An 18,779-nucleotide genomic window follows, 5' to 3' on the forward strand; every position below is an offset into this window, starting at 1 on the left:
TATTTAAATAATAAGGTAAGAATACTTGAGGTTGTATGGTTAAGTGACAAAGCGTACAAGGTGGATGCCTTGGCAATCAGAGGCGAAGAAGGACGTGCTAATCTGCGAAAAGCTTGGATGAGTCGATAAGAGGCGTTTAATCCAAGATGTCCGAATGGGGAAACCCAGTGGGTGAAGAACCTACTATCATTATCTGAATCCATAGGATAATGAGGCGAACCGGGAGAACTGAAACATCTAAGTACCCCGAGGAAAAGAAATCAACCGAGATTTTGTGAGTAGCGGCGAGCGAAAGCGAAGGAGCCTGTTAGTGATAGCGGAAGTATTAGAGGAATTGGCTGGGAAGCCGAATCGTAGAGGGTGATAATCCCGTACTCGAAAATACTTTTGTGGTACTGAGCTAACGACAAGTAGGGCGGGACACGTGATATCCTGTTTGAAGATGGGGGGACCATCCTCCAAGGCTAAATACTCCTGATTGACCGATAGTGAACCAGTACTGTGAAGGAAAGGCGAAAAGAACCCCGGTGAGGGGAGTGAAATAGAACCTGAAACCTTGTACGTACAAGCAGTGGGAGCCCGAAAGGGTGACTGCGTACCTTTTGTATAATGGGTCAGCGACTTATATTTTGTAGCGAGGTTAACCGAATAGGGGAGCCGAAGGGAAACCGAGTCTTAACTGGGCGGCTAGTTGCAAGGTATAGACCCGAAACCCGGTGATCTAGCCATGGGCAGGTTGAAGGTTGGGTAACACTAACTGGAGGACCGAACCGACTAATGTTGAAAAATTAGCGGATGACTTGTGGCTGGGGGTGAAAGGCCAATCAAACCGGGAGATAGCTGGTTCTCCCCGAAATCTATTTAGGTAGAGCCTTGAGCGGACACCTTTGGGGGTAGAGCACTGTTTCGGCTAGGGGTCCATCCCGGATTACCAACCCGATGCAAACTACGAATACCAAAGAGTGATACTCAGGAGACACACGGCGGGTGCTAACGTCCGTCGTGGAGAGGGAAACAACCCAGACCGCCAGCTAAGGTCCCAAAGTCTATATTAAGTGGGAAACGAAGTGGGAAGGCTTAGACAGCTAGGATGTTGGCTTAGAAGCAGCCATCATTTAAAGAAAGCGTAATAGCTCACTAGTCGAGTCGGCCTGCGCGGAAGATGTAACGGGGCTCAAATATAGCACCGAAGCTGCGGCATCAGACGTAAGTCTGTTGGGTAGGGGAGCGTTGTGTAAGCGGATGAAGATGGTTCGAGAGGGCTGTTGGACGTATCACAAGTGCGAATGCTGACATAAGTAACGATAAAACGGGTGAAAAACCCGTTCGCCGGAAGACCAAGGGTTCCTGTCCAACGTTAATCGGGGCAGGGTGAGTCGGCCCCTAAGGCGAGGCTGAAAAGCGTAGTCGATGGGAAACGGGTTAATATTCCCGTACTTGGATAAACTGCGATGTGGGGACGGAGTAGGTTAGGTTAGCGTGCTGTTGGATATGCACGTTTAAGTTGGTAGGTGGGAAGTTTAGGCAAATCCGGACTTCCTTAACACTGAGAGATGATGACGAGGCTCTACGGAGCTGAAGTAACTGATACCACACTTCCAGGAAAAGCCACTAAGCTTCAGGTTTATCTAAACCGTACTGAAAACCGACACAGGTGGTCAGGTAGAGAATACTCAGGCGCTTGAGAGAACTCGGGTGAAGGAACTAGGCAAAATAGCACCGTAACTTCGGGAGAAGGTGCGCCGGCGTAGATTGTAGTCCCTCGCGGGCGAAGGTTGAACCGGTCGAAGATACCAGCTGGCTGCAACTGTTTATTAAAAACACAGCACTCTGCAAACACGAAAGTGGACGTATAGGGTGTGATGCCTGCCCGGTGCTGGAAGGTTAATTGATGGTGTAATCGAAAGAGAAGCTCCTGATCGAAGCCCCAGTAAACGGCGGCCGTAACTATAACGGTCCTAAGGTAGCGAAATTCCTTGTCGGGTAAGTTCCGACCTGCACGAATGGCATAATGATGGCCAGGCTGTCTCCACCCGAGACTCAGTGAAATTGAAATCGCCGTGAAGATGCGGTGTACCCGCGGCTAGACGGAAAGACCCCGTGAACCTTTACTATAGCTTGACACTGAACATTGAATTTTGATGTGTAGGATAGGTGGGAGACTTTGAAGTAGTCACGCCAGTGATTATGGAGTCGTCCTTGAAATACCACCCTTTAACGTTTGATGTTCTAACGAAGATTACGAAACGTGGTCTCGGACAGTGTCTGGTGGGTAGTTTGACTGGGGCGGTCTCCTCCCAAAGAGTAACGGAGGAGCACGAAGGTTTGCTAATCACGGTCGGACATCGTGAGGTTAGTGCAATGGTATAAGCAAGCTTAACTGCGAGACAGACAAGTCGAGCAGGTACGAAAGTAGGTCATAGTGATCCGGTGGTTCTGCATGGAAGGGCCATCGCTCAACGGATAAAAGGTACTCCGGGGATAACAGGCTGATACCGCCCAAGAGTTCATATCGACGGCGGTGTTTGGCACCTCGATGTCGGCTCATCACATCCTGGGGCTGAAGTAGGTCCCAAGGGTATGGCTGTTCGCCATTTAAAGTGGTACGCGAGCTGGGTTTAGAACGTCGTGAGACAGTTCGGTCCCTATCTGCCGTGGGCGTTGGAGAATTGATTGGGGCTGCTCCTAGTACGAGAGGACCGGAGTGGACGCATCACTGGTGTTCCAGTTGTCTCGCCAGAGGCATTGCTGGGTAGCTACATGCGGAAGAGATAAGTGCTGAAAGCATCTAAGCACGAAACTTGCCAAGAGATGAGTTCTCCCTGTCTTTAAGACAGTAAGGGTTGTTTAAGACTAAGACGTAGATAGGTGCGGTGTGTAAGTGTAGTGATACATTGAGCTAACGCATACTAATTGCCCGAGAGGCTTAGCCATACAACGCTCAAGTGTTTTTGGGGTTACCCTGGACATGAGCGAGTTGGAAGGATAACAGTTAAGAGAATGGACGTAGAAGAGAGAGTTGAGAGAAGGCTTGTTTTTAGATTAAGAAGACGCGAATAAGAAGAGATAGAAATCATAAAGAATATTGGCGGCGATAGTGCGGTGGGCCCACCTGATTCCATACCGAACTCAGAAGTGAAACGCCGTAATGCCGATGGTAGTGTGGGGCATCCCCATGTGAGAGTAGGTCACCGCCAAGCCTGATACGAACCCCTGATGTGTGAGCATCGGGGGTTTTTGCTTTTTACAGCATAGGAATTTAGTCGTATTAAAAAAGAATAGAAGAAAACTGACAATAAACTATAAATGGCTGAGATAAACCATAAGAAAAACCGCACTGAGATTTTTATCTAAAGTGCGGTTTTATTTTTTTCTATTTTTATTGCTTTATCATTTTCTTTAACTGATACAAATAGGCCAATGCCTGTTTTGGACTTAATTCATCTGGATCTAATTCTTGTAACATATTCAATAACATATCCTTATTTTCATCTTCTGCCTGATCAAATGCTAATTCACCTTGGCGTTGATTTAATAAACGTAGATCCTGAATCTGTTGATTGGCATTTTGCTGTGACAGTTTTTCTAATTGCGCCAGTTTTTGTTTGGCGAGCTTGATGACTTGTTGTGGCACACCTGCCAAGGCAGCGACGGCAAGACCATAGCTTTTGCTGGCAGCACCTTTCTGCACGGCATGCATGAAAGCGATGGTATCATTATGCTCAATGGCATCTAAATGAATATTACCTATGCCTTGTACCTGTTCCGGCAGTACGGTGAGCTCAAAATAGTGGGTGGCGAATAAGGTTAAAGAACGAATTTTCTTCGCCAACCACTCAGCACAAGCCCAGGCAAGGGACAAACCGTCGTAAGTGGAGGTTCCACGGCCAATTTCATCAATCAACACCAAACTTTTGTCTGTCGCTTGATGCAGAATATTCGCTATTTCCGTCATTTCCACCATGAAGGTTGAACGTCCGGAAGCGAGATCATCAGAGGCTCCAATGCGGGTAAAAATGCGATCAACAGGGCCAATTATGGCACTGTCTGCCGGCACGAAACTGCCCATGTATGCCATTAAGGTAATCAGTGCTGTTTGGCGCATATAGGTACTTTTACCGCCCATATTCGGGCCGGTGATAATGAGAAAATGTTGCTGTTCCGTAAGCACTGTTGGGTTGGCAATAAACGGTTCCTTCAACACTTGTTCCACCACGGGGTGACGGCCATTTTGAATATGAATGCCCGTTTGCTCCGAGAAGGTCGGCGCCACATAATTCAGGCTTTCCGCCCGCTCCGCTAAATTGGTGAGCACATCCAATTCGGCTAATGTCAAACCGGCGAGCTGTAAGTCACCTAAGTGCGGTAATAATTGGTCGAAAATTTCATCGTATAACTGTTTTTCCAGCGCCAAAGAAGCGCCTTTCGCTTTCAACACCTTATCTTCATAGGTTTTTAGCTCAGGAATGATATAACGTTCGGCATTTTTTAAGGTTTGACGACGTACATAATGAATCGGCGCCTTATGGGCTTGCCCCTGGCTAATTTGAATGTAATAACCGTGCACCGCATTGAAGCCTATTTTTAAGGTATCAATGCCGGTGTTTTCCCGTTCCCGCTGTTCCAGATCTTCCAAATAACGGGTGGCACCGTCGGCTAATTCACGCCATTCATCCAATTCGGCGTTATAGCCTGCCGCAATGACACCACCATCACGAATTAGCACCGGTGGACTATCAATAATCGCCCGTTGTAAAAGGTCAAATTGTGCCGAAAAATCACCTAGCTGCTGATAAAGTGCGGTCACAAAATCCAACGGATTTTTTTCCGATGCTTTTTCCGACAGACAATTTTTTATATGAGGAATTTGTTCCAGCGCGGTACGCAAGCGGGTTAAATCACGCGGACGGGCGGTGCGTAACGCCACGCGCGCTAAAATGCGCTCCATGTCACCCACTTGTTGCAAATAAGGTTGTAAATCCGCCACTAAATCTTGTTCTAAAATCGCACCAATGGCTTGTTGGCGTTGCGTGAGTTTTGTCACATCGCAAATCGGCTGATGAATCCAACGTTTGAGCAAGCGACTGCCCATTGGGGTCACACATTTGTCTAATACGGCTGCCAACGTGTTTTCCGTACCGCCCGCCAGATTTTGAGTGAGCTCCAGATTGCGACGGGTTGCGGCGTCCAACTGAATATTTTCGCTGTGTTGAATGAGATGAATGCTTTGAATATGCGGCAAGGCGGTGCGTTGCGTTTCGCGTGCGTATTGCAATAAACAACCGGCCGCACATAATCCCAGAATCGCTTTTTCCACACCGAATCCGCACAAGTCTTTGGTATTAAATTGATGGCAAAGCTGTTGAATGGCGGTTTTTAGCTCGAATTCCCAAATAGGGCGACGGCGCAAACCTTTAGCGTGTTCAATGAGCTGAAAATCGGCAAAATCTTCGCAATAAAGCAATTCTACCGGCGAGATGCGTTGCAATTCCGTTTGCAAATCCGCTTTGGATTGCGGTTCGCATAGCTGAAAACGACCGGACGTCATGTCTAATGTCGCCAAACCAAAATGATCTTTTTCCTGATACACCGCGGCAATGAGGTTGTCTTGCCGTTCCGGTAACAGCGCCTCATCACTCACCGTGCCCGGCGTGACAATGCGCACAATTTGGCGCTCAACGGGGCCTTTCGCCGTATTCGGATCACCGATTTGTTCGCAAATGGCGACGGACTCCCCTAACTGCACCAACTTCGCTAAATAGCCTTCCACCGCGTGATAAGGCACACCTGCCATGGGAATCGGCTGCCCTGCAGATTGTCCACGTTTAGTCAGCGAAATATCCAACAGTGCGGAGGCACGTTTCGCATCGTCATAAAACAGCTCGTAAAAATCGCCCATGCGATAAAACAACAAAATATCCGGATTCTCCGCTTTGAGTTGCAGATATTGTTTCATCATCGGCGTATGCTGTTCGAAATTTTCTTTTGACATCATGTTGTTATCTTATTCCGGCGATTATTGGGCGGTTTCCGTTGTAGCGGCACTTGGTTTACGGCGTTTGCCGATATTTTTACGATCTTGATGACGTTGTTTGGTTTTTTTATCCGCTTTCTTTTGCGCTTCGCGTTTTTCTAATTTCTTCGCTTTTTGTTTTTTGCTGACGGTTTTGATTTCACCGTCTTTCGGCGCTTTGGTGCGCGGTTCCAAACCTTCAATCACACGGGCTTTCAGAATTTCTTGGGTATAACGCTTAATTTTGCCCAGTAGACGATAATCGTGCGCTTCCACGAAAGACACGGCGGTGCCTTTTTTGCCGGCACGCGCGGTACGCCCGATGCGGTGCAAATAAGTATCGGCGCTGTACGGTAAATCAAAATTCATAATGTGGCTAACATCATCAATATCGATACCGCGTGCGGAGACATCCGTGGAGACCAACACCGTCACCACGCCGTTTTTCAGTTTATCGATGGCATTATTGCGTTGGGTTTGCGCCATTTCACCTTCCAGATAGGTGCTGCGAATACCGCGTTTGCGCAAATTTTCCGCCAGTTCGCGTACATCTTCCCGACGGCGTACGAATACAATGCCTTTGCTCACTTGCTCTTGCTCAATGAAACGCGCTAATAATTTGAATTTATGCTCATTACTGTCGGCGTGATAATACCACTGCTGAATTTTCTTCCGCTCACGTCGGCTCGGTTCTGCATCAATTTTCACCGGCTTGTTTAACGTGCGGTCGGCAAAATCTTCCAATAAATCCCCTTCAAGGGTCGCCGAGAATAACAACGTTTGCTTACGCCAACGGGTTTCTGCCGAGATTTTCTCCGCATCTTGCCCAAAGCCCATTTGCAACATTCTGTCCGCTTCGTCAAAAATCAGAATTTCTACCGCGCGGCAATCAAAATTTTCTTCTTTAATGTATTGCAACAAACGCCCCGGGGTCGCCACAACAATGTCTTGATTTTTATTGAAAATCTCGCCGTGATTTTGATACGCCACACCACCGGTGATGGTCGCAATGCTGAGTTTGGTAAAGCAGGCAAGTTCTTCCGCCTGTTCCGCTACCTGCATGGCAAGTTCACGGGTTGGTGTAAGAATCAACACACGCGGCGCGCCCGGTTTACGGCGTGGATAATCCAACAAATGTTGAATCGCCGGTAGCAAAAACGCGGCGGTTTTTCCAGTGCCGGTCGGTGCCGACCCGAGGACATCAAAGCCCTCCATCGCGGCAGGAATGGTTTCCTGTTGGATGGCGGTAGGACGTTGGTAGCCTTTTTTCTGGAGGGCGTTGAGTAATTCAGGCGCGAGATCAAAATCTGCAAATTGAGTGAGGTTTGTCATTGGTATTTGTTGTTCATTAGCATTAAAATTGCGCCGAATTATACCGCACTTTACCGTTAAAGTGCGGTCCTTTTTGACGGTGTTTTTCGATGAGTAAGACGGGTTTTCGTTTTAAACAATTTCAGGTCAATCACGAGCGGTGTGCCATGAAAGTGGGGACGGACGGTATTTTATTGGGCGCGTGGGCGGATGTGACGCAGGCAAACCAGATATTGGATTTAGGTAGCGGCAGCGGCTTAATCGCCTTAATGTTGGCTCAACGCAGTTCTGCCGAAAGCCGAATTTGTGCCGTGGAAATTGATCACGCGGCGGCACAACAAGCCTGTGAAAATGTATTAATTTCACCGTGGAAGAATAAAATTCAGGTGTATCAGCAGGATATAGATAGTTTTTGTACTCAAACAGCAGAGCGCTTCGACTTGATTGTCGCCAATCCGCCCTATTTTCAAACGGGGGTAGATTGTCGTAATGAGGAGCGGAATACAGCCCGTTATTTTGCCGCACAAAGTCATTTACATTGGTTAGAGACCGCTGCTGCTTGCTTGGCACCCAAGGGAAAAATCAGTTTTGTGTTACCTTTTGACGCAGGAGAAACTTTGCTAAAAAGCACCGCACTTTATTGTGTTGTGCGTTGCGATGTCATTACTAAGCAAGGCAAAGCGCCACAACGTATGTTGTTGACCTTTGCCACACAACCACAAACATTGCTATATGACGAGTTGATTATCTACGACACCCAGAATCAATATCACGCCGATTTTGTTGCATTGACGCAGGATTTTTATTTGAACTTCTAAAAACACCATAAAAAAACACCGCACTTTCTTTAAAAGTGCGGTGTTTTTCTTTGTTTCTTAGGCCTATTTCATTAATTTCGTCCAGTTGTAATAACCGTATAACGAGTTCAGTAAATAGGCACTATACATTAAATACATGGCCGGGGTTTCCGCCCATAAGGCAATGGAAAGGATATTTAACAAAATCCATAAAAGCCATTGTTCACGGTAGCGTAAAATCATCAATAATTGGGCTGAAACAGTAATTACGGTAGTTAAACCGTCTAATCCTGTGGAGCTGCCGCCTGCCGCATTAAGGGCTTGCACGAACAATAACGTACCGACAATCACTGTGGTGGCAAGGATGAGCCAGCCTTGTAACGTCAACGATTTGGCAATTACGCTTTCTCCACCGCTCTTTTCTTGTTGCATATGGGTTTTCCACATGAAATAACCGATAAATTGCGCTGGAATATAAACATACAAGACGGTATTCATTTCGCCGATGAAATTCTCACCCCATGCTACATAGAAGTAAGTGTAGGCAAAAATCAGTCCGAACAGATAATTACTGATTTTCCCTTTACTGACAAACACCACGCAAATCACGCCTGTAATACCGGAAATCATGGCAAGCGGCGATTGTGGATCTAAGACAAAAGCAACAATTTGTGCGGCAATAAAGAGAAATAGCCAAAACACTTCAAAAGGTTTCCAGTCGGAAAAAAGTTCTTGTTTTATTTGATGTAAATACGGTTGTAGATTCATAGTCACCTCACAAATGGGATAAAGTGCGGTCATCTTAGGAAGTATTTTTTAGAATGTAAAGGATTTGCTACGTTTTTGTGTTGCTGATCACAAAAAAGATGTCATCACGTTAAACATGAATGGCATCGTGTCATTTCTTTTTCAGCGTAACAGGGCTAAAATAGCGCCTTTTTATCAATAGAGAGAACATCATGACTTTTGCGGTTGGGCAGCGTTGGATCAGTGAAACGGAAAATAATTTAGGCTTAGGAGTCATTCGTGCCGTGGATGTTCGGCAAGTGACAATTGATTTCCCTGCCGCACAAGAACAACGTATTTATGCGGTGAAAAACGCGCCGTTAAATCGTGTGCAATTTCGTATCGGTGATTTGATTCAACATGTAGAAAGTTGGCATGGCGAAGTGCTCAATGTGGCGGAAAATAATGGCTTGCTGTTCTATTTGGTACAACAAGAGGGCAAGGAAGACCGTGTCGTCAGTGAAATGGAGTTGGCTCATCGCATTTCTTTTTGCCGACCGCAAGAACGCCTGTTTTCCGCACAGATTGATCGTAACGACCATTTCGTGTTGCGTTACCAAGCTTTGCAATACCAAAAAGCGCAATTTCAATCGCCCTTGCGGGGCTTACGCGGTATCCGCGCTGGGCTGATTCCTCATCAATTACACATTGCGAAAGAAGCCGGGCGGCGTATTGCACCACGCGTGTTGTTGGCCGATGAAGTGGGTTTAGGTAAAACCATTGAAGCCGGCATGATTTTGCAGCAGCAATTATTTGCCGAAAAGGTACGCCGCGTGCTGGTTATTGTGCCGGAAACGTTGCAACATCAATGGTTGGTCGAAATGTTGCGTCGTTTTAATTTGCACTTTTCGCTGTTTGATGAAGAACGTTGCGCGGATTTTGCCGCGACAGAAGAGCAAGAAGAAGTGAATCCGTTTACCACCGAATCCATGATTATTTGTGCCTTGGATTGGTTGGTGCAAACGCCAAAACGGGTACAACAAATTTTGGCGGCCGGTTTTGATATGCTTATTGTCGATGAAGTGCATCATTTGGTGTATGACGAAGTCAATCCAAGTTTGGAATATCAGTTAGTGCAACAACTGACACAACAGATTCCGGCCGTGTTGTTACTCACCGCCACACCGGAGCAGCTTGGTCAGCAAAGTCATTTTGCCCGTTTGAATTTATTGGACCCACATCGTTTCCATGACTATCAGGCTTTTTTAAAGGAACAGCAAAATTACCAGCCGATTGCTGAAGCCACACAGGCATTACTGGATAATCGCCCATTAAATGTGGATGAAAAGCGCACGATTTCCTTGTTGTTGGCTAAGTCGATTAATTTTGAAACCGGCAATAAGGCGAAGTTAATTCAACAGCTTATCGACCGCCACGGCACCGGGCGTTTATTGTTCCGCAATACCCGTCAAAGTGTACAAGGCTTCCCGAAAAGGGTGTATCACCCCATTGCCTTATCTCAGCCGAAGCAATATGAAAATGCAGTGAAAACGCTCCTTGCCTTTGGTGAAAATCCGTTGCAATGCGCGCTTTATCCTGAACATTTTCTGCGAGAACTTAACGCCAATATGGCGTGGTGGGAATTTGACCCACGTGTGCAATGGCTCATCGATTTTTTAAAACAACATCGACAGGAAAAAGTGTTGGTGATTTGTCGTTATGCAGATACGGCAATTCAGCTGGAACAAATTCTGCGTGAAAAAGAAGGCATTCGTAGTGCGGTATTCCACGAAAAAATGTCTATTGTGGAACGCGATCGTGCGGCGGCGTATTTTACCCAACAAGAAAATGGTGCACAGGTGCTACTCAGTTCCGGGATCGGCTCTGAGGGGCGAAACTTCCAATTTGCCTGTCATTTGGTGCTGTTTAATTTGCCGGAAAATCCCGATTTGTTAGAGCAGTGCATCGGGCGTTTGGATCGCATTGGACAAACGCGAGAAATTCAAATTTATCAGCCGTATTTTGCCGACAGTGCGCAAGCGGTGCTGGCTGACTGGTATCATTTAGGCTTGAATGCTTTCAATGAAACCTGTCCGATGGGCGCCTTATTGTTCGAACAGTTTGCCGAAGTATTGCAAAAAACATTGAAGAATCCGACCGCACTTGACGCTCGTCAGGGCTTAATTGAGCGTACTCAAGAGGAACGGTTACGCCTGAAGCAGCTGTTGGAACAAGGGCGTGATTTGTTGTTGGAGCTTAACTCTAACGGTGGCGAGGCGGCGAAGCAGCTGGCACAAGACATTGCCGAGCAAGATGGTAGTCAGGAGTTAGTCAATTTTGCCTTGAATCTGTTTGATGTCATCGGTGTGGAACAGGAAGATTTAGGTGAGCAATCTATCGTCATCACGCCCACAGGAACGATGCTTATGCCCGATTTCCCGGGCTTGAAAGAGGAAGGTGTCACGGTCACTTTTGACCGTCAACTGGCGTTGGCACGCGAGGAGTTGGAGTTCCTCACTTGGGATCATCCGATGATTTACCACGGCATTGATTTAATCACTTCTGGCGACATTGGCAAAAGCACCGTGGCGTTGTTGGTGAATAAAAATCTGCCATCAGGCACGCTGTTACTGGAGTTGGTTTATGTGGTGGAAAGTCAAGCGCCACAAGGGTTACAATTAACCCGCTTCTTACCGCCAACACCGATTCGTCTGTTGCTGGATAATCGCGGTAATGATTTGGCGTCGCAGGTGGCATTTGACACATTACAACGCAAATTGAAGCCGATGGAACGCAATGTGGCGAATAAAATTGTGAAAATGTTGCGTCCGAGCATTGAAGGGTTGATTGCCCAAGGGGAGCGTTTGGTGGTGGCACAAAGTGAGCAAATTATCAATGCCGCACAGCAAGAAGCCGAGCAGCAATTGGATGCAGAACTCAACCGATTAATCGCGTTACAAAAAGTGAATAAAAACATTCGCGCCGATGAAATTCACACGTTAGAACGTCAACGCACCCAAATTTTACAGCTGTTACAACAGGCAACCTGGCGTTTAGATTGCTTGCGTGTGATTGTGAGCAATAAGGAATAAACATGGCCCTGATTGAATATAATCCGCCGCAGGAACCTTGGCTGGATTTGGTGTATCGCGATGATTATATTGCGGTGGTGAACAAGCCAAGTGGACTGCTTTCCGTACCGGGCAATCAGCCGCAATATTACGACAGCGCAATGTCGCGGGTGAAAGAAAAGTACGGTTTTTGTGAACCGGCGCATCGCCTTGACATGGCCACCAGCGGCATTTTGTTGTTTGCTTTGAGCAAAGCGGCAGATCGCGAGTTAAAACGCCAATTTCGTGAACGCGAACCGAAAAAATATTATCAAGCTCTGGTTTGGGGGCATGTCGAGCAAGATCATGGTGTGGTGGAATTGCCACTCATTTGTGATTGGGAAAATCGCCCACGGCAAAAAATTTGCTTTGAACGAGGCAAAAGAGCGGTCACTTTTTACGATGTTTTACAACGTTATCCCAATAATACGACACGCATAAAGCTTACGCCGATTACAGGGCGTTCCCATCAATTACGCCTACACATGCTGGCACTTGGGCATCCGATTTTAGGTGATAAATTCTACGCACATCCACAAGCCAAAGCGTTATCGCCTCGTCTCTGCTTGCACGCGGAAAGCCTGCAGATTCAACATCCGATTACCGGAGAAACGATGGGATTCACCGCGCCGGTCGGTTTTTAATAAAAAAGTGCGGTGAAAAAATAAGATATTTTTTCACCGCACTTTAACTGTGATTCAACGATAAGCTGAACTTATAAAATCACCTCTAATTTATCATAAGCACGACGGGCTTTTTCTAAGGCTTTTTCAACACTAATATCGCGCGCCAAAATCACCCCTAAACGACGATGGCCATTCACTTCACCTTTACCAAAAATGCGTAAGTTGGTTTGCGGTTCGGCAAGTACCTGCTCTACGTTGGCAAATTGTACTTGGTTGGATTTGCCTTCTACCACAATGGCTTTAGAGGCGGACGGGCTGATGAAATCGATGCTTGGAATCGGCAATCCTAAAATGGCACGAGCGTGCAAGGCGAACTGTGATAACTCTTGTGAGATCATGGTCACCATACCGGTATCGTGCGGGCGAGGGGAAACCTCGTTAAAAATCACATCATCGCCACGCACGAACATTTCTACCCCGAAAATCCCACGACCGCCTAATGCTCCGGTGATTTTCTCTGCAATTTCTTGCGCTTTTTTCAATGCGGTTTTTGACATGGCTTGAGGTTGCCAAGATTCACGGTAATCGCCATCCACTTGAATGTGCCCGATAGGGGCAAGGAATGAGGTGCCATTCACATGGCGCACCGTGAGCTGGGTAATTTCGTAATCAAATTTGATGAACCCTTCCACAATGACACGTCCTGCGCCGGCACGTCCGCCTTCTTGGGCGTAATCCCATGCGGATTGGATTTGATCGAGGGTGCGAATAACGCTTTGCCCATGACCGGAAGAGGACATAATCGGTTTGACCACACACGGAACACCGATTTTTTCGACCGCACTTTTGAAGTCGTCAAAGTTATCTACGAATTCATAAGGTGAGGTTGGCAAGCCCAATTCTTCCGAGGCTAAACGACGAATGCCTTCGCGGTTCATGGTCAGCTTCGTGGCTTTGGCGGTCGGGATAACGGTGAAACCTTCTTGTTCCAGTTCAAGTAAAGTATCGGTGGCGATAGCTTCCACTTCCGGCACGATAAAATCAGGACGTTCCTTTTCCACAACGGCGCGTAATGCCACGCCATCCAACATAGAAATGGTGTAAGCACGGTGTGCCACTTGTTGTGCAGGGGCGTTTTCATAGCGATCTACCGCAATCACCTCAACACCTAAACGTTGTAATTCAATGACAACTTCTTTGCCCAATTCCCCCGCACCAAGCATCATTACTTTCAGTGCTTTTGGGGTTAATGGCGTGCCTATTGTGGTCATGGGGGGCTCCTTATTGTTTGAGTAGGCTTTCGTCTAAGGTTAAATCTTCGTTTTTATTCACACCGATACCGCGTGCTAATACATTTTGCGCAATTTGATGTGCTTCGTCCAAAGAATGTTCGGTGTATGTTCCGCATTGATATTCATTCAGTTCAGGAATTTCACGTTGATTTTTCACATTGAGAATATCCTGCATGGAGTCTGCCCAGGCTTGTGCAACTTGAGTCTCATTTGGGGTTCCGATTAAGGACATATAAAAGCCGGTGCGGCAACCCATCGGGGAAATATCAATAATTTCAACATCTTGACTATTGAGATGCTCACGCATAAAGCCGGCAAATAAATGTTCTAGTGTGTGAATGCCCTTCGGTGGCAAATTTTCCTTATTTGGAATGGTAAAACGCAAATCAAAAACAGTGATGTTATCTCCTTTTGGAGTTTGCATTATTTTGGCGATTCGCACTGCAGGGGCATTCATACGAGTGTGATCGACTTTAAAACTATCAAGTAATGGCATTTCTTTTTCCTCAAATGGAGTTGTTTTTGTTTATAAAATAATCAATTGAACGTTTTTTTGAGATTTTTTAAATTATTTACGAACTTTTTTCACTATACTGCTGTCATAGACAACGAGCAACTTGCAGTTGTTTTAATAAAATTGGTTCCTTAGGTTATTCGCCTCTCCTCGTGAGAGGCATTTTTTTAGCCATTCTACCGTAAAATCGCGTTCTTTAAAGAACGGCAACACCCAAAAATAATAAAAAAACGTACCGCACTATTTTTCCCAGCGTCATAAAAATCAGACACGCCACCCAATTTAATCTCAACCAGCCTGCCACAGCACAAAACACATCACCGACGACTGGCAACCAGCTAAAAAATAGCATCATACTCCCGTGGCGCCGTGTTTTTTCTAATACCCACGCGAGTTTTGCATTTTGTGGCGGTGTATTAAAAGTAGGGAGCCAACGCCCAAGTGCATAGGTGGTCAGACTTCCCAGCGTGTTTCCGGCAACGGCAGTCCACAATAGGCTTTGAATATCCACAGAAAGATAATGCGTACCCGCCCATAAAAGCGGTGTGATGAGAGTGATAAAAATAATTTCGGAGTTGCCGGGCAGGACAGTCGCGCTGAGAAAAGCACTGGCGAACATAATCCACAATCGATGCTCGCCAAATAAGGCGAACCACCCATCCCAGCTAAAAAGATCAAACATGATTAAATGTGCGGAAAATAAGTGCGTAAGTCATTTTCATGATCTGCTGTGATTGCCCGTCGATAATCACGAATTACCTCGTATTAATTTGTTGACCCGCACATCAAACACATCCATGCCGGCGCGTAATCCGGCTTGAATGCCAAAATCGCCATCTTCAAAGACTAAGCAACGTTGTGGCTTGGCTTGAATCAGTTCGGCACAACGTAAAAAGGTGTCCGGTGCCGGTTTATGATTCTGAATATCTTCGGCAGTCACGATGGCGGAGAAATATTTCTCAAAATCAAATTTGTCTAATAAAATTTTGGCAATCGGGCGGTGAGAGCCTGTGCCTAATGCCAAAGGCTTTTTATTATAAAATGCGCGAACAATATTGGCGGCAGGCAGCAATGTGGCGTGTTGCATAATTAGTTTTTTGCCATATTCTCTTTTTAATTCAATGACATCCTCTAACTTATCTAAAGGCATGGCATAGCGTTTCATCATTTCTAGCGCAATGGCTCTTACTGGGGCGCCGCCCATTTCATACAATAAGTTGCCATCAAACGGATAACCATAATGTTGCCCGACCATTTCCCATGCTTTGGCATGGCTAGGCATGGTGTCAATGACGGTGCCGTCCATATCAAAAATTAAACCGTCATACTGATTTATTACGTCATTATCTAACATGTTGCTTTCCGAATTACTTTAATAAAATGAGAGGGGAGTTATTTTGCTACAATTTTGTGATCAATGCACCGTTTAATTCATCGCGATTCGGTTATACTTGGGCAACTTTTTTGAGAGCGAGCGAATGGATCTTCAACAACGGCTTTGGGCATTTCAAGTCCGAGAATTAATTGACGAACATATTGTGCAAATCGTGCTGAATGTGCGTTGTCATTTGCAACAAGATTGGCGGGTGGATGTTGAAACCGAGCAGGTAAAAATGATGTTAGTGCATATTGCTAGTGCATTGGGGCGGATTCAACGTGGCCATCGAGCTTCGCCGTTGTATGCCGATTTTTTGGATGAAATTCAAAGTGCGGTGGTTTTTCCGCAAGTTTTGCAGATTCACCAAAAGATATTGAAAGTAATTCCGTTGGCGATTCCCGAAGAAGAACAAACGTATTTTTTGGCAAACGTGTACGGATTAGTATTGGATCAACCACAGGTGTTAGAACGGCTTCGTTAAAAATACACGAAAAAACGACCGCACTTTTGGTTGTTCTAGAAAATGAGTTGGGGATTATAAAGAAGTGAAATGGCGCACCCGAAAGGATTCGAACCTTTGACCGCTCGGTTCGTAGCCGAGTACTCTATCCAGCTGAGCTACGGGTGCGTAGTTGGTGTTCAATTTGCTCAAACCATTTTAAACAATAGAGTCGATTTAAAATGGCGCACCCGAGAGGATTCGAACCTCTGACCGCTCGGTTCGTAGCCGAGTACTCTATCCAGCTGAGCTACGGGTGCGAGACAAATTAAACAAATGGCGGTGAGAGAGGGATTCGAACCCTCGATGGAGTTTTTGACCCCATACTCCCTTAGCAGGGGAGCGCCTTCAGCCTACTCGGCCATCTCACCACAATTGGTTTGTGGGCGGTATAATACGGGTTTATGACAATAAGTCAAATTATTTTTTCCGAAAAGTGCTTGAAATCAAGTTAGTTGTGCGATTTCTCGACAACTTCAAGTATCCCCTTCGCTGATTATTTCCCGCGTAAAATCGCCCGTAAATTGGCAATATGGCTTTGTGTTTTTGCTTGTTGCTGTTCGGCACTTAACGGCGGTTTATCCCGTTCCCACTGCAAATCGTTTTCCGGCAACTCCAGTAAGAATCGGCTTGGCTCCGGACGAATCAATTCGCCGAACTGGCGTCGTTCTTTGCACAACGAGAACCACAGATTCTGCTGCGCACGCGTAATGCCCACATACGCCAAACGGCGTTCTTCTTCCACGTTGTCTTCGTCAATACTGGTTTGGTGTGGCAAAATGCCTTCTTCCATGCCGATTAAAAACACATGCGGAAATTCTAGCCCTTTGGAGGCATGAAGCGTCATTAATTGTACCTGATCGCTGTCATCTTCCTCTTCGCCCCGTTCTAACATATCGCGTAAGGTTAAGCGGGTAACGATCTGATTGAGGTTCATCGGCTCGTTAAATTCATCGCCTTTGAGCATATCAGCAATCCAATCAAACAGCGTTGCCACGTTTTTACTCTGCATTTCAGCGGCTTTGGGGCTGGTGGCGTATTCGTATAAATATTCTTCATAATGTAACGAAGCAAGCATGGAGCGCACAGCGCGTTCAGGTTCGGAACGTTGTATTTCATCATTCAATTCCACAATCCAACGGGCGAATTTTTGCAACGCATCATAGGCTTTCGGGGTGACCCTCTGAATTAGCTCAAAATCAAAAATCGCTTCAAATAAGCTGACATGTTTTTCTTGTGCCAATGAACCCAATTTTTCCAGGGTTGCCGTACCGATTTCCCGTTTTGGCGTATTCACAATGCGCAAAAATGCCGCATCATCATCTTGATTCACCACCAAACGCAAATACGCCATCATGTCCTTAATTTCCGCGCGGGAGAAAAAGGATGTGCCACCGGAGATTTTGTATGGAATGCGGTTTTGCATCAGAATTTTTTCCAGCAAGCGCGATTGGTGGTTACCACGATACAAAATAGCATAATCACGATAATGGGTTTTGGCGATAAACCGGTGAGCAATGAGTTCGCCCACGACACGTTCCGCCTCATGTTCTTCGTTTTTTGCTTCAATAATTTGTAACTTTTCCCCTTCGCCTAAATTGGAAAAGAGTTTTTTGTCGAAAACATGATCATTGTTATCGATGAGGATATTGGCGCAATGCAAAATGCGTTGGCTGGAACGGTAATTTTGTTCCAGTTTAATCACCCGTAACACCGGAAAATCATCGCGTAATCGCACCATATTCTGTGGTCGTGCGCCACGCCAAGAATAAATGGATTGATCATCGTCACCCACTACGGTGAAACGCGCACGATCGCCCACTAACAACTTAATCAACTCATATTGACTGGTGTTGGTATCTTGGTATTCATCTACCAACAGATAGCGAATTTTCTCCTGCCATTTTGACCGCACTTCGGCGTTCTGTTTGAACAGTAGGGTCGGCAACATAATCAAATCATCAAAATCCAATGCATTGTAGGCACGCAGTTGTTTGTTATAGCGGTCGTAACAATGAGCGAAGGTTTGTTCTTGCTTATCACGCGCCAATGCCATTGCTTGTTGCGGGCTACATAGATCATTTTTCCAGTTGGAAATGCGATTGATCAGCGTGCGTAGTAACTCTTTGTCTTCCTGCAATAGATCAGCGGTGAGCTCTTTTAACAGCGCCATTTGATCATGTTCATCAAACAGCGTCATGTTCGCTTTAAAACCTAAGTGCTTGTATTCGCGTTTAATAATGTCAAACCCGAGAGTGTGAAAGGTGGATACAATTAGCCCTTTGGAGGATTCTTTACCGATAGACTGCGCCACGCGTTCTTTCATTTCGCGAGCGGCTTTGTTGGTGAAAGTGACGGCGGCGATTTGCTTTGGAAGATAGCCACACTTGCCAATGAGATGAGCAATTTTGTTGATGATGACGCGCGTTTTTCCTGAGCCTGCACCGGCTAAAACGAGGCAAGGGCCGGAAACATATTCCACGGCTTGTTGTTGTTGCGGATTGAGTTTCATA

General features: G+C 46.1%; 12 protein-coding genes, 3 tRNA genes and 2 rRNA genes. 6 read left to right on the forward strand and 11 right to left on the reverse strand.

Going from position 1 to position 18,779, the window contains the following annotated elements; translation table 11 throughout:
* Positions 1 to 37 precede the first annotated feature (37 nt).
* Both J5A60_RS00160 and rrf read left to right on the forward strand, forming a co-directional pair.
* Positions 38 to 2,934 (forward strand): 23S ribosomal RNA (locus J5A60_RS00160).
* A 150-nt stretch (positions 2,935 to 3,084) separates the two neighbouring features.
* Positions 3,085 to 3,200, forward strand: a 5S ribosomal RNA gene (rrf, locus tag J5A60_RS00165).
* A gap of 179 nt (positions 3,201 to 3,379) precedes the next feature.
* Here the strand turns inward: rrf and mutS are convergent.
* Positions 3,380 to 5,995, reverse strand: a complete 2,616-nt coding sequence (mutS, locus tag J5A60_RS00170; protein WP_212510186.1) for a DNA mismatch repair protein MutS — start codon at positions 5,993 to 5,995, stop codon at positions 3,380 to 3,382.
* Positions 5,996 to 6,016: 21 nt separating this feature from the next.
* A complete protein-coding gene (gene srmB, locus J5A60_RS00175) occupies positions 6,017 to 7,345 on the reverse strand; it encodes an ATP-dependent RNA helicase SrmB (RefSeq protein ID WP_212510187.1) in 1,329 nt (442 codons plus the stop codon).
* Between the two features lie 89 nt (positions 7,346 to 7,434).
* On the opposite strand from srmB, the gene J5A60_RS00180 reads away from it, so the two are divergent.
* Positions 7,435 to 8,142 carry a tRNA1(Val) (adenine(37)-N6)-methyltransferase gene (locus J5A60_RS00180; RefSeq protein WP_005715539.1) on the forward strand — a complete coding sequence of 236 codons (708 nt, stop codon included), beginning with the start codon at positions 7,435 to 7,437 and terminating at the stop codon, positions 8,140 to 8,142.
* 63 nt (positions 8,143 to 8,205) lie between these two features.
* Here J5A60_RS00180 and pnuC read toward each other — a convergent pair whose 3' ends face one another.
* Positions 8,206 to 8,889, reverse strand: a complete 684-nt coding sequence (gene pnuC / locus J5A60_RS00185) for a nicotinamide riboside transporter PnuC (protein ID WP_032997720.1) — start codon at positions 8,887 to 8,889, stop codon at positions 8,206 to 8,208.
* Between the two features lie 191 nt (positions 8,890 to 9,080).
* Between pnuC and rapA the strand changes: the two genes are divergently transcribed.
* Positions 9,081 to 11,939: an RNA polymerase-associated protein RapA gene (gene rapA, locus J5A60_RS00190; RefSeq protein ID WP_212510188.1), complete on the forward strand. Its 2,859-nt coding sequence runs from the start codon at positions 9,081 to 9,083 to the stop codon at positions 11,937 to 11,939.
* 2 nt (positions 11,940 to 11,941) lie between these two features.
* A complete protein-coding gene (rluA, locus tag J5A60_RS00195) occupies positions 11,942 to 12,601 on the forward strand; it encodes a bifunctional tRNA pseudouridine(32) synthase/23S rRNA pseudouridine(746) synthase RluA (protein ID WP_005715545.1) in 660 nt (219 codons plus the stop codon).
* Positions 12,602 to 12,672: 71 nt separating this feature from the next.
* On the opposite strand, the gene purT is transcribed toward rluA, so the two are convergent.
* From purT to J5A60_RS00215, 4 genes are all read right to left on the reverse strand, one after another.
* Positions 12,673 to 13,854, reverse strand: coding sequence for a formate-dependent phosphoribosylglycinamide formyltransferase (gene purT / locus J5A60_RS00200; RefSeq protein ID WP_212510189.1), 1,182 nt, complete (start codon positions 13,852 to 13,854; stop codon positions 12,673 to 12,675).
* A gap of 10 nt (positions 13,855 to 13,864) precedes the next feature.
* Entirely contained in the window at positions 13,865 to 14,371 is a 507-nt protein-coding gene (luxS, locus tag J5A60_RS00205) for an S-ribosylhomocysteine lyase (RefSeq protein ID WP_212510190.1), read from the reverse strand.
* A 214-nt stretch (positions 14,372 to 14,585) separates the two neighbouring features.
* Complete coding sequence (locus tag J5A60_RS00210) at positions 14,586 to 15,071, reverse strand: YqaA family protein (protein ID WP_212510191.1); 486 nt, start codon at positions 15,069 to 15,071, stop codon at positions 14,586 to 14,588.
* Positions 15,072 to 15,137: 66 nt separating this feature from the next.
* Positions 15,138 to 15,743, reverse strand: coding sequence for a beta-phosphoglucomutase family hydrolase (locus J5A60_RS00215; RefSeq protein WP_212510192.1), 606 nt, complete (start codon positions 15,741 to 15,743; stop codon positions 15,138 to 15,140).
* A 124-nt stretch (positions 15,744 to 15,867) separates the two neighbouring features.
* Between J5A60_RS00215 and J5A60_RS00220 the strand changes: the two genes are divergently transcribed.
* Positions 15,868 to 16,248 carry a PRD domain-containing protein gene (locus J5A60_RS00220; protein WP_212510193.1) on the forward strand — a complete coding sequence of 127 codons (381 nt, stop codon included), beginning with the start codon at positions 15,868 to 15,870 and terminating at the stop codon, positions 16,246 to 16,248.
* A gap of 70 nt (positions 16,249 to 16,318) precedes the next feature.
* Here the strand turns inward: J5A60_RS00220 and J5A60_RS00225 are convergent.
* The 4 genes from J5A60_RS00225 to rep form a co-directional block, all read right to left on the reverse strand.
* Positions 16,319 to 16,395 (reverse strand) — tRNA-Arg (locus J5A60_RS00225).
* Between the two features lie 54 nt (positions 16,396 to 16,449).
* Positions 16,450 to 16,526: transfer RNA gene (locus J5A60_RS00230), tRNA-Arg, on the reverse strand.
* Positions 16,527 to 16,543: 17 nt separating this feature from the next.
* Positions 16,544 to 16,637 (reverse strand) — tRNA-Ser (locus J5A60_RS00235).
* Between the two features lie 125 nt (positions 16,638 to 16,762).
* A complete protein-coding gene (rep, locus tag J5A60_RS00240; RefSeq protein WP_212510727.1) occupies positions 16,763 to 18,778 on the reverse strand; it encodes a DNA helicase Rep in 2,016 nt (671 codons plus the stop codon).
* Position 18,779: the final 1 nt, after the last annotated feature.

The organism is Aggregatibacter sp. oral taxon 513 (assembly GCF_018128305.1).
In the GTDB taxonomy this organism is placed as follows: domain Bacteria; phylum Pseudomonadota; class Gammaproteobacteria; order Enterobacterales; family Pasteurellaceae; genus Aggregatibacter; species Aggregatibacter segnis_A.

Bases quoted from the DNA above. Each gene is read 5' to 3' on its own strand.
- mutS (WP_212510186.1), bottom strand. From the start codon at position 5,995: ATGATGTCAAAAGAAAATTTCGAACAGCATACGCCGATGATGAAACAA.
- srmB (WP_212510187.1), bottom strand. From the start codon at position 7,345: ATGACAAACCTCACTCAATTTGCAGATTTTGATCTCGCGCCTGAATTA.
- J5A60_RS00180 (WP_005715539.1), top strand. From the start codon at position 7,435: ATGAGTAAGACGGGTTTTCGTTTTAAACAATTTCAGGTCAATCACGAG.
- pnuC (WP_032997720.1), bottom strand. From the start codon at position 8,889: ATGAATCTACAACCGTATTTACATCAAATAAAACAAGAACTTTTTTCC.
- rapA (WP_212510188.1), top strand. From the start codon at position 9,081: ATGACTTTTGCGGTTGGGCAGCGTTGGATCAGTGAAACGGAAAATAAT.
- rluA (WP_005715545.1), top strand. From the start codon at position 11,942: ATGGCCCTGATTGAATATAATCCGCCGCAGGAACCTTGGCTGGATTTG.
- purT (WP_212510189.1), bottom strand. From the start codon at position 13,854: ATGACCACAATAGGCACGCCATTAACCCCAAAAGCACTGAAAGTAATG.
- luxS (WP_212510190.1), bottom strand. From the start codon at position 14,371: ATGCCATTACTTGATAGTTTTAAAGTCGATCACACTCGTATGAATGCC.
- J5A60_RS00210 (WP_212510191.1), bottom strand. From the start codon at position 15,071: ATGTTTGATCTTTTTAGCTGGGATGGGTGGTTCGCCTTATTTGGCGAG.
- J5A60_RS00215 (WP_212510192.1), bottom strand. From the start codon at position 15,743: ATGTTAGATAATGACGTAATAAATCAGTATGACGGTTTAATTTTTGAT.
- J5A60_RS00220 (WP_212510193.1), top strand. From the start codon at position 15,868: ATGGATCTTCAACAACGGCTTTGGGCATTTCAAGTCCGAGAATTAATT.
- rep (WP_212510727.1), bottom strand. From the start codon at position 18,778: ATGAAACTCAATCCGCAACAACAACAAGCCGTGGAATATGTTTCCGGC.